This window comes from Roseibium album (genome assembly GCF_001404515.1).
In the GTDB taxonomy this organism is placed as follows: domain Bacteria; phylum Pseudomonadota; class Alphaproteobacteria; order Rhizobiales; family Stappiaceae; genus Roseibium; species Roseibium album.
Window position 1 is genome coordinate 1110821 of record NZ_CXWE01000001.1, and the last position, 13672, is coordinate 1124492.

General features: G+C 51.9%; 9 protein-coding genes. 3 read left to right on the forward strand and 6 right to left on the reverse strand.

Annotation, left to right across the window (positions count from 1 at the left end; genetic code table 11):
• Positions 1 to 7: 7 nt before the first annotated feature.
• Positions 8 to 1204: a glycosyltransferase gene (locus LA5095_RS04905; RefSeq protein ID WP_055112394.1), complete on the forward strand. Its 1197-nt coding sequence runs from the start codon at positions 8 to 10 to the stop codon at positions 1202 to 1204.
• Between the two features lie 36 nt (positions 1205 to 1240).
• On the opposite strand, the gene LA5095_RS04910 is transcribed toward LA5095_RS04905, so the two are convergent.
• On the reverse strand, positions 1241 to 2455 hold the full coding sequence (locus tag LA5095_RS04910) for a glycosyltransferase family 4 protein (RefSeq protein ID WP_196905442.1): 1215 nt from the start codon (positions 2453 to 2455) through the stop codon (positions 1241 to 1243).
• A 314-nt stretch (positions 2456 to 2769) separates the two neighbouring features.
• On the opposite strand from LA5095_RS04910, the gene xrtD reads away from it, so the two are divergent.
• Entirely contained in the window at positions 2770 to 4380 is a 1611-nt protein-coding gene (xrtD, locus tag LA5095_RS04915) for a VPLPA-CTERM-specific exosortase XrtD (RefSeq protein WP_055112399.1), read from the forward strand.
• A 286-nt stretch (positions 4381 to 4666) separates the two neighbouring features.
• Positions 4667 to 6010 (forward strand): nucleotide sugar dehydrogenase, encoded by a 1344-nt coding sequence (locus tag LA5095_RS04925; RefSeq protein ID WP_055112403.1) that lies wholly within the window; start codon positions 4667 to 4669, stop codon positions 6008 to 6010.
• A 176-nt stretch (positions 6011 to 6186) separates the two neighbouring features.
• Here the strand turns inward: LA5095_RS04925 and LA5095_RS04930 are convergent, their stop codons facing one another.
• The 5 genes from LA5095_RS04930 to LA5095_RS04950 all read right to left on the reverse strand — a co-directional run bounded on the left by LA5095_RS04930 (position 6187) and on the right by LA5095_RS04950 (position 13405).
• The gene (locus tag LA5095_RS04930; protein ID WP_235808848.1) at positions 6187 to 6939 is read right to left on the reverse strand and encodes an ExeA family protein; all 753 of its coding nucleotides are present in this window, start codon (positions 6937 to 6939) and stop codon (positions 6187 to 6189) included.
• Between the two features lie 527 nt (positions 6940 to 7466).
• Positions 7467 to 8177, reverse strand: coding sequence for a VPLPA-CTERM sorting domain-containing protein (locus LA5095_RS04935; protein ID WP_208992540.1), 711 nt, complete (start codon positions 8175 to 8177; stop codon positions 7467 to 7469).
• Positions 8178 to 8489: 312 nt separating this feature from the next.
• A complete protein-coding gene (locus LA5095_RS04940) occupies positions 8490 to 9314 on the reverse strand; it encodes a CpsD/CapB family tyrosine-protein kinase (protein WP_055112408.1) in 825 nt (274 codons plus the stop codon).
• Positions 9315 to 9348: 34 nt separating this feature from the next.
• A complete protein-coding gene (locus LA5095_RS04945; protein ID WP_055112410.1) occupies positions 9349 to 10905 on the reverse strand; it encodes a GumC family protein in 1557 nt (518 codons plus the stop codon).
• A 52-nt stretch (positions 10906 to 10957) separates the two neighbouring features.
• The gene (locus LA5095_RS04950; RefSeq protein ID WP_055112411.1) at positions 10958 to 13405 is read right to left on the reverse strand and encodes a tetratricopeptide repeat protein; all 2448 of its coding nucleotides are present in this window, start codon (positions 13403 to 13405) and stop codon (positions 10958 to 10960) included.
• Positions 13406 to 13672: the final 267 nt, after the last annotated feature.

Genomic DNA, 13672 nt, shown 5'->3' on the forward strand with positions numbered 1-13672 from the left:
CCTGAAGATGGCCAAAGTGATTGTGCATGTCTCGGGAGACTACCCCGATAGTTTTCTGCCGGGAAAAACAAGGGCAGTCAGCAGTCTTGTCGAAGCTGTTCACAAAGCATTCGACCAGCACGTCTACTCGATCAATCGGGCGTCCCCATCCGCTGTTTCGGCACTCACGACACTTATTGGAAATCCGGCAAAACCCGCGTTCGGTATCGGCTTTGAACGCGAGAAGGATGGCGTAACAGCAATTCGCTATGAGGGATTGCCAGGTGGTCTTTACATGCAGGCCTCACTCTTGCAGCTGGCGGATAGGATTGCCGATGATCTGGTCACAAAAGGCATAAAGCCCGACCTGATACACGGCCACAAGTTGTCCATTGAGGGATTGATCGCTGAAAAACTCAGCGAATATTTCGGGTGCCCTTACGCGCTTTCGATCCAGGTAAACACGGACCGAAAGATCTTGAAATTTCGCCCGGACCTTCTCGCCAGTTATCGACGGATCTACCACGGAGCAGAGCTGGTGTTCCCCTTTTCCGTGATGGGCCAGCGCGTTTGTGACAATGCACTCGGCGCGCGCACAAAACCGACCATTCTCCTGCCGTGCACGTCACCCGAAGACCGGATAATTGCACCGCGCGTTGTCGATCCTGTGTTGGCGTCCGTTTTTCATCTCAAGGATTATCGCAACAAGAACGTCGCCGCGTTGATAAAGGCAAGTTCAGAAATTCAAAAGCGGCACCCCGCCTATGCATTTCACCTTTATGGGGGCGGGGCGGCCGAACAGGAAACAGCGATCGACAAGCTGATTGCTGATTGTCAGGCGACCTCATTTGTGCGCAAAGGCCCAATCCCGCACGAAAATGTCCAGTCAATGCTCAACGGTGCCTGCGGTTTTGCGATGGTCTCGAAACGCGAAACTTTTGGCATGGTCTTTCTTGAGGCGCTGCTTGCGGGATGCCCGGTTGTGTTTCCAAAGGATTGGGCAATCGATGGGTTTTTCGACGAAGCCTTATTTGCTCTCGGCGTGTCGGCGAATGACGGATCGGGCATCGAAGCCGCGATGGAAAGACTGGTTGTCGAGCAAGTTGCCTTGAAAAAGGAACTGGCAACTTGGCAGGAATCCGGCAAATTATCGCAGTTTCAGCGGAAAAATGTCATCGCGACCTATAAAGACTCGGTTTGCGCCGCACTCGACAAGCCAAAATGAAGCTTGTGGCCATGCTACGTCGCAATGACGGCGTATTCACTGAGAGACGCTGACCGATTCAGTGATCTTCGCGGCTTCCTTTGGCTGCAAAAGTGTACGGTATGCATCCAGCAGGGAATGTTTCTCCAGATCCCAGTGGAATTCTCTTTGTGCACGATGCGAAGCATAGGTCGCCATTGTGGTGCGCCGCTCAGGGTCGCCCAGAAGGTCAATCATACCCTGCGCCAGGCTTTCCGGCGTCTTTTCAGGGACGACATGAGCGGCTTCTCCGGCGTCGATCTTGGCCTGCTCAAGCTCGAATTGCACGAACGGCATTCCAAGCGCCATGTACTCGAACACCTTGTTCATGGAGAGCTTGTCGTTGCAGACATTTGGCGGGTCGGGGATGACGCCGATATCGCATGCGGACAATTTTTCAAGGAGCGGCGCTCCTGAGAGATATCCGGTGAATTCAACATGGTCGAGCAGATTGAGTTCGGCCGCAAGTGCGCGCAATCGATCATAATCGGGGCCGTCGCCGATAATGACGCAGCCGATATCGTCTCTACCTTGACCATTGACGATATGGTCCATTGCCCGCACGAGATACTCAACACCGTCCTGTTCGGCCATGATGCCGACATAACCCGCCAGATAGCGCCGGCCTCTTTTTGCACTCTCGTCCGGAGTGGTTCTCTTGAACCGTTCGATATCTGGAAAGCTTCTGACGACCCAGACCTTGTCCGGCGGCATCTTGCCCGTTTCAATGGCTCTTCCCTTCAAGGTTTCGTTCGTTGCAAGACTCCCGTCTGCAAGCTTGAAGGTGCAGCGTTCGAAAAATGTCAGCAGCTTGTGAAAGAAGCCCTTTTTGCCGAATTTGACTTCATAGAGCTCCGGATTGATATCGTGCTGGTCGAAAATAAATTTTTTGCCGAAAAACAACTTGTAGAAGAGCGCAACCAGAAAAATCAGGTCTGGCGGATTGCAGGCATGAATGGCATCGAAACCATGTCTCCTCAGAACCTTGAGAGACAGCCGCATTTCATGGAAAAGCGCAGCTGAATATTCAACGAGGTAACCGAGAGCTCCGGATGCTTCCAGCGGCAGGTTGTGCCTGTAGATATGAATGCCGTCCAGAGTTTCCTCTAGGAGAGTATGCTTCTTACCGGTAGGGCAAATAACAGAGACTTCATACCCGGCTTGCCGAAGCGCTGTCGCCTCCTGCCATACCCGGCGGTCAAACGGGACAGGAAGATTTTCTACGATTATCAATACTTTTCCCAGAACAGGCATTGGCTTGTTGTACGTTTCTACCAACTATCCAACTCCTCGGTACACAAATCAAAAATCAAATCAAGCAAGGTATATGGCGAACCAGTTTGCAAGGTCAAACAGAGTCTGGCCAAATTCAATATCGATCCGAAATTAAGCTTAATTCGTCAATTGTTTTATTCAAATTCTAATGATGCTCGCATTCTCACCAATAATTTAGTTACAAATAGGGCCGGAATGTAGGTATGTAGAGTTCAAAGATCAGATTTGAATTTCTGGGTTACCGAATTTAACGATTTTGGACGGAACATTTTATGACTGTCGACTTTCGAAACGATGAACACGGTGCGTCTACCGACTATGCCTCGCTTGCGACACGCGCAATTCCGTGGATCTTGGTTGCGTCACTCGGGGCGGCCGCATTTTACTGGGATGGGTTGATTTCCCTGGGATACGCATGGGCGCGGCCGGAATACAGTTACGGCCCGCTTGTTCCGCTCATCACCCTTTACATGACGCTTCTTGAAATCAACCGTCATCCGGTCAAAGCCGATCACGGCAGTCGGATTGTTGGGTTCATTGTTCTCGCTGCCGCTCTCCTGATCGGCTTGGTTGGGAACCTCGTCGAGATTCCCGACATCATCACCTACGGCTTCATTCTCTATATTGGCGCGCTGATCTTGCTGCTGGCTGGCACCAGGGAAGGATTCAGGTTCTGGCCCGGCTGGCTGCACCTGATCTTCATGCTGCCTTTGCCTGCCTTCATTTATCTGCAGGTTTCCACGCATCTTCAGGCTGTTTCCGCCGAACTTGGTGTTGCGGTCATTCAGCTTATGAACATTCCCGTATTGCTGGATGGCACGGTAATCGATCTTGGCGAATACAAGCTGCTCGTGGCTGAAGCGTGCAGCGGCCTTCGGTACCTGTTCCCGTTGTTCAGCTTTGGCTGGCTGATGGCTGTGCTTTACAACGGTCCGAACTGGCACAGGGTCGTGATCTTTCTGGCAACAATTCCAGTCACAATCTTGATGAACAGTTTCCGGGTCGGCATGATCGGGGTTCTGGTCAACTACTACGGAATTGAACAGGCCGAAGGTTTCCTGCACTATTTTGAAGGCTGGGTAATCTTTATCTCCTGTACCGCCATCCTCTACATTCTGGCCTGGATCCTGTCGCGCTACTTCTCATTCGGAAGAGAGCGCCCCGCCTACATCATCGGCATGGACTATCAGGGTATGATGGGGCCTCTCAAGAAGCTCCCGTCTCTCAAGGCAGGCCGCGCCTTCATCTCCGCTGCGGTTATTGCGTTGCTTGCGGGCATCGCCTGGCAGATGACACCCACGCAAGAGCCTGCACCGATCAATCGGCTGCCGCTTGGCATATTCCCGATGAATGTCGAGAACTGGCAGGGACGGGCAACGATCCTCGACAGAGATATCGAACGGGTTCTGGGCGCTGACGAATATCTCCTGGCGGATTTCAGTGACGGAGAGAAGGACATCAACCTGCTGATGACGTTCTACAAGTCTCAGACAAAGGGCTCCGGCATTCACTCTCCTGAAATTTGCCTGCCAGGTGGCGGCTGGGAGGTTTCCCAGTGGCAGCAAAGGACAATTACAGTTGGAAGCGATGGCGAACAGCAGAGTTTTCCGGTGAACCGCGCAATTATCCAGCAAGGACTTGAACGCCAGCTGGTGTATTTCTGGTTCGAGCAGCGTGGTCGCCGGATCACGAATGACTTCGAAGCGAAATTCGCATCGATGTGGGATACGTTTGCTGATGGTCGATCTGATGGCGGTCTTGTGCGTGTCGTCACACCTCTCACGCGGACGGAAGATGTTGAGCTCGCCGACGAGCGTTTGCAGAATTTCCTGAGCAGCGTGGTTCCGCAATTGCCGAGTTATTTCCCGGCAATTGAAAACTGAGAACAGCGCTGAGCGCACAACATCGCGGTCACTCGCTTTCTCCGAGCGGAGACTTCAGTTGAAAGTAGTCAGTTGAAGAGCACCCGGCAGGACATTCGCAGTCCGGCCGGGTGTTTTTGTGTCTGGAGAGTTCTTTGGCCCGAGTGATAACCCAATGAACGAAAGCGCAGCGGTTGAATTCCATGAACCGCTTTCCTTTTTTTTTGAACGCCGGTGAAAAACAGATAAACATCTCATTCTGATTTTTTGCCGGGCGCGCGCATGCTCAACTGACCAGGACCCCAAGATGGATACGGAATACAGGAATAGCGTCAAACTGCTGGAAATGCTTGAGAGCAAGCAGGCCAGGATCGCGGTAATCGGTCTGGGTTATGTCGGCTTGCCGCTTGCCGTAACCGTCGCGTTGCGAGGGTTTTCCGTTACGGGTTTTGACATCGACGCCGACAAGATCAGTCGATTGGAGGAAGAAAGGAGCTACATCGACGCGGTGACAGACGAGATGCTCAATGAGGCCTCTCGGATCGGATCTGTGAACTGGACGACCGATTTTTCAGGGTTGGCGAAATGCGACGTCATCGTCATTTGTGTCCCGACACCACTCACGCGCCATCGCGAACCAGATCTGTCCTACGTTGAAGATACGGCAAAGGTCATTGCGCAAAACATGCTGGAGGGGACCCTGGTTGTTCTTGAGTCCACGACTTTCCCCGGGACAACAAAGGAAGTTCTTACACCGGTTCTGGCCTCAGGTGGCCTTTGTCCCGGCAAAGATTTCTGGGTTGCCTTCAGCCCGGAACGAGAGGATCCCGGCAACAAGGATTATCGCACGCATTCCATTCCGAAGATCGTTGGCGGCGATTCTGAAATCTCACGGAAATTGGCCGTCTCTTTTTACAGCAAGGTCGTGGACGAGGTTGTGCCCGTTTCGACGACCAGCACCGCCGAAGCAGTAAAGATCACGGAAAACATTTTTCGAGCGGTCAACATCGCGCTCGTGAACGAACTGAAGGTGATCTACGACGCGATGGGAATAGACGTCTGGGAAGTGATCGACGGCGCGTCAACCAAACCATTCGGTTTCATGCCTTTCTACCCCGGGCCGGGTTTGGGAGGGCATTGCATCCCTATCGACCCGTTTTATCTGACCTGGAAGGCCCGCGAATTCGGCCACACAACCCGGTTCATTGAGCTAGCCGGCGAGATCAACGTCAACATGCCTCAGTTTGTCATTTCGAAATTGCGTGAGGTCCTGGATCTGAAGTGCGGGAAGGGGCTCTCGACCTCACGGATTTTGCTTGTCGGAATAAGCTACAAGAAGAATGTGCCGGACATGCGGGAAAGCCCGTCAGTCACGTTGATGGACATGATGCTGAAAAGCGGGGCGGAAGTAGATTTTCTTGATCCTCATATCGACAGGATCCCGGCCATGAGAGAGTTTGCTCATCTTCTTGGACGGGAATCCGTAAGCTCTGTGGAAGTCGGGGACGCAGACTACGACGCCATTCTGATTTCAACGGATCATGATGCAATTGACTATGAAGCGCTGATCCGCCTGAACGTACCGATCGTTGATACACGAAACGCCATTGCCCGGCGGGGTCTGCCGACTGAAATGGTCTCAAAAGCCTGAAGCTTTGGTTCCGTTTCAAGCCGCAGTGAAATCCCGGACCGACACCGGTCCAGCTTCTGACAGCGTCAACAACGCAAAAACGCGGACCCTGGGCCCGCGTTTGTTTGATAACTCAATCAGGTTCTCTGCTATGCGTTCACGAAGCCTGCAACCGCCTCCAGACGGTTCTCAGCGCATCACTGCGGCAATGCAAGATCCGGCTGTACGGCAAACACACCAAAGCGCCGTTTATCATCGAGCACTCTTTTGACGATGTCAGGTGTTATTTCCTCTGCTTCTGTGGCGAAGCCGTAGAGCAGCGCTGTGTCGCACAGCGTATTGATCAGTCGCGGGGTGCCCTGTGTCGCGTAATATATCAGATCACAGGCTCCTGGAGTGAACAGGGCTCGTTTTGCGCCAGCGACTTTCAGCCTGTGCGCGATATATCCGGCAACTTCCTGCTGCTCGAGGAACGACAGGTGGAAGTCGGACGTTACCCGTTGAACGAATTGCCTCAAGCTCGGCGCCGCGAGCAGTGTTTTCAGCTCCGGTTGCCCGCTCAACACGATCTGAAGCAGTTCCCGGTCATGCGTGTTGATGTTGGAAAGCATCCGCAGTTCTTCGAGCGTTTCCGAACCCAGGTTCTGTGCTTCATCGACAATAAGAACGGTGCGGCGGCCGGCCTCATATTGCTCGATGAGAAAATCACGAAATTGCTTGTACAGCTTGACGTGTGAGTCGCTATCAAAGTCCTGATCAAACGCCATCAGGATCCATTGAAGCAGTTCTCCGGTGCCACCCGTATTGTCGAGCAACCCAACCTGGATATCTCCCGGCAGCTTGCTGAGCAGGTGTTGAATGAGCGTTGTCTTGCCGGCACCGACTTCACCGGTCACGACGGTGAAACCGGCGTGGTTGACTATTCCATATTCCAGCATGGCAAATGCCATGCTGTGCGGTCCCGCCCAATATATGAATCGGGGGTCGGGAACCAGTGCAAAAGGCTTCATCAAGAGACCGTAATACGGCTCGTACATCATCGACCCCGAGGTGCGCGATTGTTCAAATTTTGGTTCTTGTTGCATCAGCTAAAGCCAATAAAATTGCAATGCTTCGACTGTTCTAATTTGATTGCAATTTTACAGTTTCATTTTGAATTTCAATAAACAAGTTTACGGGACGTTTTCAAGATCTTACTCCAAAAAAGGTAAATTCGATACGACGTTCCCTTTGCACACGATCAAATGATTTTCAGAACCTGCAAGTCGAACCATGCAAATTCGTCCGCTCAATTTGATCGTATTTAAGCCTAGGGTTGAATTGCGGCGAAAAGGCAGCAAATTCGCGCTTGGACTGCAAAGTAGAAAGCAAAATACCAACTCTAATTAAAAATAATATTAAAATCCGGGCCGAAACCCGGACTTTATACAATTCGACATGCAAAATAGTTTGCGCGTTCAAGTAACGCAACAAAAAGTTATGTCTTCTTGCGCCGATTTGAAGCGTAAAGTCCTGCCAGGCCGCAAGCCAGCAATAGTCCAGCCGCGGGCAGTGGAACCGGTGTCACGCTGACAAGGTTCTGACTATATTTCGTTTTGCCACTTTTTTCCCAACCAAGAGACTCCAGATACGAAACGTTATACGCCTGCGTAACCGCACCACCCAGGTTTGCAAGGAAACCATTGGCAATGTTCCGGGCAGAGGTATTCGTGTTCGAATAGAATGACCCATTCTTCACATCGAATGTTCCGGAATCTTCGTAAATAACTTCCCAGAGCGCCAGCTGAAAACCGGCAGACTCATTGTTGTTATTCAGGTTCAGACTGGAATAGCTTGTTTCAAAGAGGCTCTTGACGTTGTCTTTTTGCGTCTGCGTGAATGCAAACGTATTTGTAAACGGCGCACTCGTGACCTCGTAGAGACCCTTCAGCGAAAGGTTGTGCGCGATATCCACGCACCACGCGATAAAATCAATGCCATTTGTCTGATCGGTGAGACGGAAACCACCTGCGGTCACTCGCTGATTGAGTGCAGGTCCGGCATCGTTGATAATTCTGAGAGACTTCCGGCCGCCGCCGTCAAATGTGTCACTCGGATTTGTCTTTGTCAGGGAAATCGGGGCCGCGACAGCCATGCTCGCACTGGCCGCCAAGAGGGCACACGCGGAAACCACACTCTTAAACTTCATGATTAACACAGCCTTTTATTGCATTGTCAGTTATATCTATTTTTATACAAAATTGAGTTATCATCTCCGATACGGAGTGACAAGCAGGATTGCAGTGCCTCTACGGAATTTTTGAAAACAAGGTTACGATTAGTCATATTTGTCTTTAGAGCGTTTTTTGTTTTGCCCATTCAAGAGTGGATATCGTCAGCGCCGAAAATGTTGCAGCGATGTATTCTCACGACTGCGATACGGATTGGCGTTCAATTCTGCGACCGATCCACCGGGACCGGCAAATCAGCCCGTGCTCGAAACTCAAAAATGACACTTGCTCTAATAATAATATTCTTCACTCTTAGCGCTTTCGCACTTGTTCAGGACGATGCCGAGAAGTTTGTCGAGTTCGCTTATCTGCAATTCACACTCGTCAACTTCGGCAGTTGTTGTCGTTCCTGCCGCCACAACAAGCAGGGAAGTGTCCACTCGGGGGAGAAACCCCAGCGCATCATCACTGCTCTGCATGGGAGGGAGATCGAACAGGATGACTTCAGGCTGGAGTTTGGTTTCAATAAATTCAAACAGTTCCAGCATTTTGGGAGCTTGAAGCAACTCGGACGAGGCGGGCGTATGGCCGCTGTTGAGACCCAGAACCAGGTTTGGATCCACCTGTACGAAACAGTCTTTGGCTTCTGCCTTTCCCAAAAGATACTGGGCAATAGATCGATCCGGTTCGACCTTGAGTGTAGGCGCAACCGACGGTCTCTTGAGATCCAGGTCGACGACAACTGTCCTGAGCCCCGGATTTCGGGAAAGACTGAACGCCAGGTTCAAGGTAACCATGGTCTTGCCACAACCGGCTGTAGGCGATGTGATCGCAAGGGAATTCCACTTGTTGTCGGACATTGCCTTGCGCACTCTCGTGCGAAGCAGGTTGAAGGCGATGTGGTTGGGATCGTCCATGGACTTTGACACGATCCGCGTTTTCTCAAGGTGCTTCTGGTCTATTTCAACCTGACGCAGTGTAAAAGGTTCCGGTTGTTCGGTCGCCTCGAATTCCTTGACGGGCATCCTGCGTTCCGGTGCGCGCGCAGGGGCAACCGACTCGATATTTTCGTCCAGAACGCCGGCCTTTTTTAGTGCACTCTTGATGTGTTCCACTCATTTTCTCCAAACATCGAGACCTGGACGAAACTTACGACAGCAACGAAATCGGCAGCAAAGGTTGAACCTTTTGCCACATGCGCTCGGCATAAATATCGAGGGGGGTAATGAAAAGATGGGCCGCTGCCAGGGCTCCGACGACGACAGTCAACAAGATGCAAACTGCTAAAACGCGATTTGCGACACGACGAATCCGTTCTCGTCGGGTCGTGACATAGGGAATGACGGCGATTGGACGCAATTGAAGCCGTCTCTCCAGATCACTTGCGGTTCGAACGCTCTTGTCGAGAAACTCAAGCAGAAGAACCAGTCCCGCGCCTAGCGCCATTGCACCGGCTCCACCGGCTGCGACAATCTGAATACGGTTCGGCTTTGTTGGCTCTTCCGGTGTTGTGGCCTGCTCGAGGACTTCGAAACGTTCAGCCTGCCTGTCCTGCTCAAGCTTTTCGCCGATCTCTGCATCCGTGAGTTTTGCTTTGGTTTGGGTATATTCCGCCCGCAGGTTTTCATACTCCCGCACCATTGCAGCCAGTTCGACTTCCACAGAAGGCGTTCTGGAAATGCTCTTTCGAAGGTCGTCGGCCCTTCGCTCGAATTCGACCTTTTGCGATTGTAGCAATTTGAGCCTGGTGTCGGGATCAGCGGTAAAGCCCTGCTGAGCCATCTGGGACTTCACGGCCGCGATTTCAATTTCGGCTTGCGCAATCTGCCTGTCCAGATCATCCATGGTTCTCTGCGAGACGAACCCTTTTTCCAGAAGCGGTGCCAGCAATTCGCGCCGTTCCACGAACGCATCGTAGTTCAGTTCCTGGGATTGAAGACGGAAGGCAAGTTGTTGCGCTTCCGCGCCGCCCGTTGATCCGGCGCCGTTTTCAGCTTGTTCCGAGAGCGTGATCTGCCGGCCTATCGCGTCAATATTGGCGGATATCTCCGTCAGTTTTTCGCGCCGGATGGCAAGAGTGTCCGGCAACGCTGTCTCGTTATCTCTTTTGTAAGCGGCGATCTGGTTTTCGACTGCCAGCAGTTTCTTTTCAAGATTGCTCAGTTGTTGCTGAAAGAAATCACTTGTCTCAGCAGCGCGGCTCAGACGGGTTTCGAGATTTTGCGAGAGGATCGACGTCACCAACTCGTTTGTGACACGTGCAGCCAATGTCGCGTTTGTATAAAGGAACGTGACATCAAAGCCAATGACCTGAGTATTCCTGCGCGATGTTGCGACGCCGATTTGCTTTATTTCGATCGCATCCCGCATGAAATCGACGATTTCGGATGGTGAATTGTCTCTTCGGCCTTCCGAGTTGTACAACGAGAACTTGCTTGCGATGCTCAGCAGATTGTCACGAGCAAACAAACGCTGTTCGATCACCTTGATCCGTTCACTCGGGCTGGCTGTGATTGTGGTGGAGGCCAGCTCGCTGGGAATTCGCTGAGATTCAATAAGGATCGTCGCTTTGGCTTCGTAGCTGCGGGGCAGGGCGTAGGCGACCACAACAACGATGGCAAACACCAGGACAAACGGTACAACGAAGTAGAGATAGCGGCGCTTGACAATCGCCCATATCATTCCAAGTTCAAAACTCTGTTCCATCAATTCAAACCGTTTGTGCCTGAGTGATTACCGGTTAAGCAAATTCGCCAACTCAGTTGGACTTTGTTTGCGGTTCCGGACTTTTCAGTCTTTCCACTGTAGAGCGGGCTAATTCAAAGTCTTTTTCTGTCATAAGTGTCTTAAGATCCAGTGACTTCTCCAGCGAAGTGATCGCCTGCTCCTTCTGGTTCAATGCCGCAAGCGTCATTCCATAGTGAAACTGCGCCAGGCCCAGGTTGGGGAGTTTTTCCGCAGCATTTCGCAGAAGCGGCAGAGCGGATGAGTACTCTCCTCTCAGATAGTAAATCCAGCCCAGGGTATCTACATAGTGAGGGACTTCAGAGGTACGAAACCTTTGTGCGATCTCAAAGGCGCGTTCCAGAGATGCCTCATCTCCACGCCGTTCGGAAAGAAGACTCGCAAGATCGTTGGCAACAATGGTTGAATCGGGATCCGCCTTGAACAGCTTTTCGTATTCCTCGATCGCTTCGTCAAATTTTTCGGTCTGTTGCAAAACGGAGGTCAACATCAGGCGCAACGCGGTGTTGTTCTCGTCTTTTGCCAACCCGCTTCTGATAGCTGCGTCAGCCTCTTCCAGCTTGCCGGTCGCAAAGTAGAATTGCGCCAGAGACGTGTTGCCCAGAACGCTACCTTCGATCGCAGCCGCGGACTTTAATCTTTCCTCTGCTTCTTCTGTTCGACCTTCAGACAAAACAACAGAACCAAGCAGGACCTGCGCCAGAACATTGTCGGGTTCCTTGGCAAGCACGGAGTTCAAATGATCAATGGCTACGCCCTGTTTTCCAGCCTGGACATAAGCACGGACAAGGTCAGGCAACAGCCTTGCCTCATCTTCAGGCGTGGTCATGGAATTCTTGAGCAGATCGAGGCTTTCGTCATGCTTGTCCTGGCCACCGAGGGCCGCCGCGGTAATGCGATCAGCGAATGCCGAATTATCGCTTTCATCGGTGTTTCTCAGGATATCCGCAATTTCCTGTGCGCCAACCCAGTCCTGTCTTGCCAGCCGCTGTTGGGCAACAAGGTTGAGCACCTGGCGGTTGGTGGGATGACGTTCGCGGATGGACTCAAGTACGCGCTCTGCCTGTTCCGCCTTGCCGTGCCGGAAAAGGAACTGAACCATTGGCAGGCCAGCTTCCGGTGAATTGTTGTCAAGCACCAGCGCTTTGGCGTATTGCTCCTCCGCCAATATGGTTGAACCATTGCGCTCATAGGCACCTGCCAGCATTACGCGCAGTCTTGCGTCGTTTGGTGCTTCATTCAATGAAAGAAGAATATCGTCCACGGCGCCTGCACTGTCGTTGTTTGACAGCTTGATTGTGGCCCTGAGCCGCAGAGCTTCGACGTTTTTGTCATCTTCTTCAATAACTTCATTTACCAGTTCATCCGCACGGGCATAGTTCCCGTTCTGGATCAGCATCGTTGCAAGAACAATCCGCGCCTGGTTCTTCTGTTCCGCGTCGTCGGTCTCCGACAGCACGGTCCGCATGAGATCTATGGCCTCGTCCTGTTTGTCCAGAACGAAATGCATTTGACCAAGCGCAACTTTGAACGGAAACGCGTCACCGCCCGCTTCTTGACGGGTCTTGATGATGGTCTCGAGCTCGGTTTGTGCGACGTCGTTCCCTCTTCGCGATATCAGGAAGGAGACGAGGTTGAGTTGAGCGACATCATCGTCCGAGCGATCTGCCGCGTATCGACGAATGATCTCTTCGGCTTTGTCAGTGCGTCCCTTGCTGAGGTGCCACTGGGTCCACGTTTGATTGAATTGTGGTGTGTCGGGAAAGCGCTCAACGAGATCAGCAAACGATTCATCGATCCTCGCGTCATCGCCCAGTGTTTCCAGAACGGAAAGTCGCAAGACTTGAAACCCGATATCGTCTTTACCTTCTTCCGATGCACTGTCGAGATATTCCAAAGCTCCGGCAGGGTCTTCCGCTGCAATGCGCGACGAGGCAAGAACGACCAACGCTTCCTTTGACCCGGGTTCTGCTTTGAGAACCTCCTTGGCGATCTGTTCAGCCGCGTCATGATTTCCCGATTTGAGCTCGTATGTCGCTTTGGCAACCTTGATTTCTGGTGCTTCGGCATCAAGCGCCAGGGCTTCATCCAGAAATTTTCGCGCCTGCTCGGTCTGATTTGCACTCAGAAGCATGTAGGTGAGTTTCAGGCGAACCGGAATGTGATTCGGGTCCTGCTCGGCGACTGCGGTGTAAACCCTGTAGGCGGCCTGAATTTCGCGCTGACGCTCCTGGATTTCTCCGAAGGCAAACAGCGCGTCAACATGATCAGAATTCAGCTTGAGCGCGTTCCTAAATTCCAGGCTTGCCTTCGTCAGTTCGCCTTCTTCGACAAGCTCCAGACCACGTTTGTAATGGTTTTCGGCCCGTTCCTCAGACGAACTGCAACCGACTAGAAACAATACTCCCAGCGAGAGCGCAAAATAAGTGACTACCTGCTTAAACAGAGGCGCCAGGGGCATCACACCAACTCCTGCAAAATTCCAATAAATTTATTTCCCACAAGATAGGGCTATGTACATTAAAGTTCGAGTAACCAATTTGTAAAATTCGACTCAAGGTTAAAGAAATTGAAGAACTGAAATTCAACCTGTGAGACCGACAGCAGTCTCGCGAACACGAAGATGCGTTCATAAAAACGAAGAGGGGGATCACCCAATATTGGAACGATCCCCCAATTCAAATTTTCAACTTCAGTCCGGTTCTAGTTCAGATGCTTTCGAACCAGA

Coding starts and splice junctions, on each gene's coding strand:
- LA5095_RS04905 (WP_055112394.1), top strand. CDS start 8: ATGGCCAAAGTGATTGTGCATGTCTCGGGAGACTACCCCGATAGTTTT.
- xrtD (WP_055112399.1), top strand. CDS start 2,770: ATGACTGTCGACTTTCGAAACGATGAACACGGTGCGTCTACCGACTAT.
- LA5095_RS04925 (WP_055112403.1), top strand. CDS start 4,667: ATGGATACGGAATACAGGAATAGCGTCAAACTGCTGGAAATGCTTGAG.
- LA5095_RS04930 (WP_235808848.1), bottom strand. CDS start 6,939: ATGGCATTTGCCATGCTGGAATATGGAATAGTCAACCACGCCGGTTTC.
- LA5095_RS04935 (WP_208992540.1), bottom strand. CDS start 8,177: ATGAAGTTTAAGAGTGTGGTTTCCGCGTGTGCCCTCTTGGCGGCCAGT.
- LA5095_RS04945 (WP_055112410.1), bottom strand. CDS start 10,905: ATGGAACAGAGTTTTGAACTTGGAATGATATGGGCGATTGTCAAGCGC.
- LA5095_RS04950 (WP_055112411.1), bottom strand. CDS start 13,405: ATGCCCCTGGCGCCTCTGTTTAAGCAGGTAGTCACTTATTTTGCGCTC.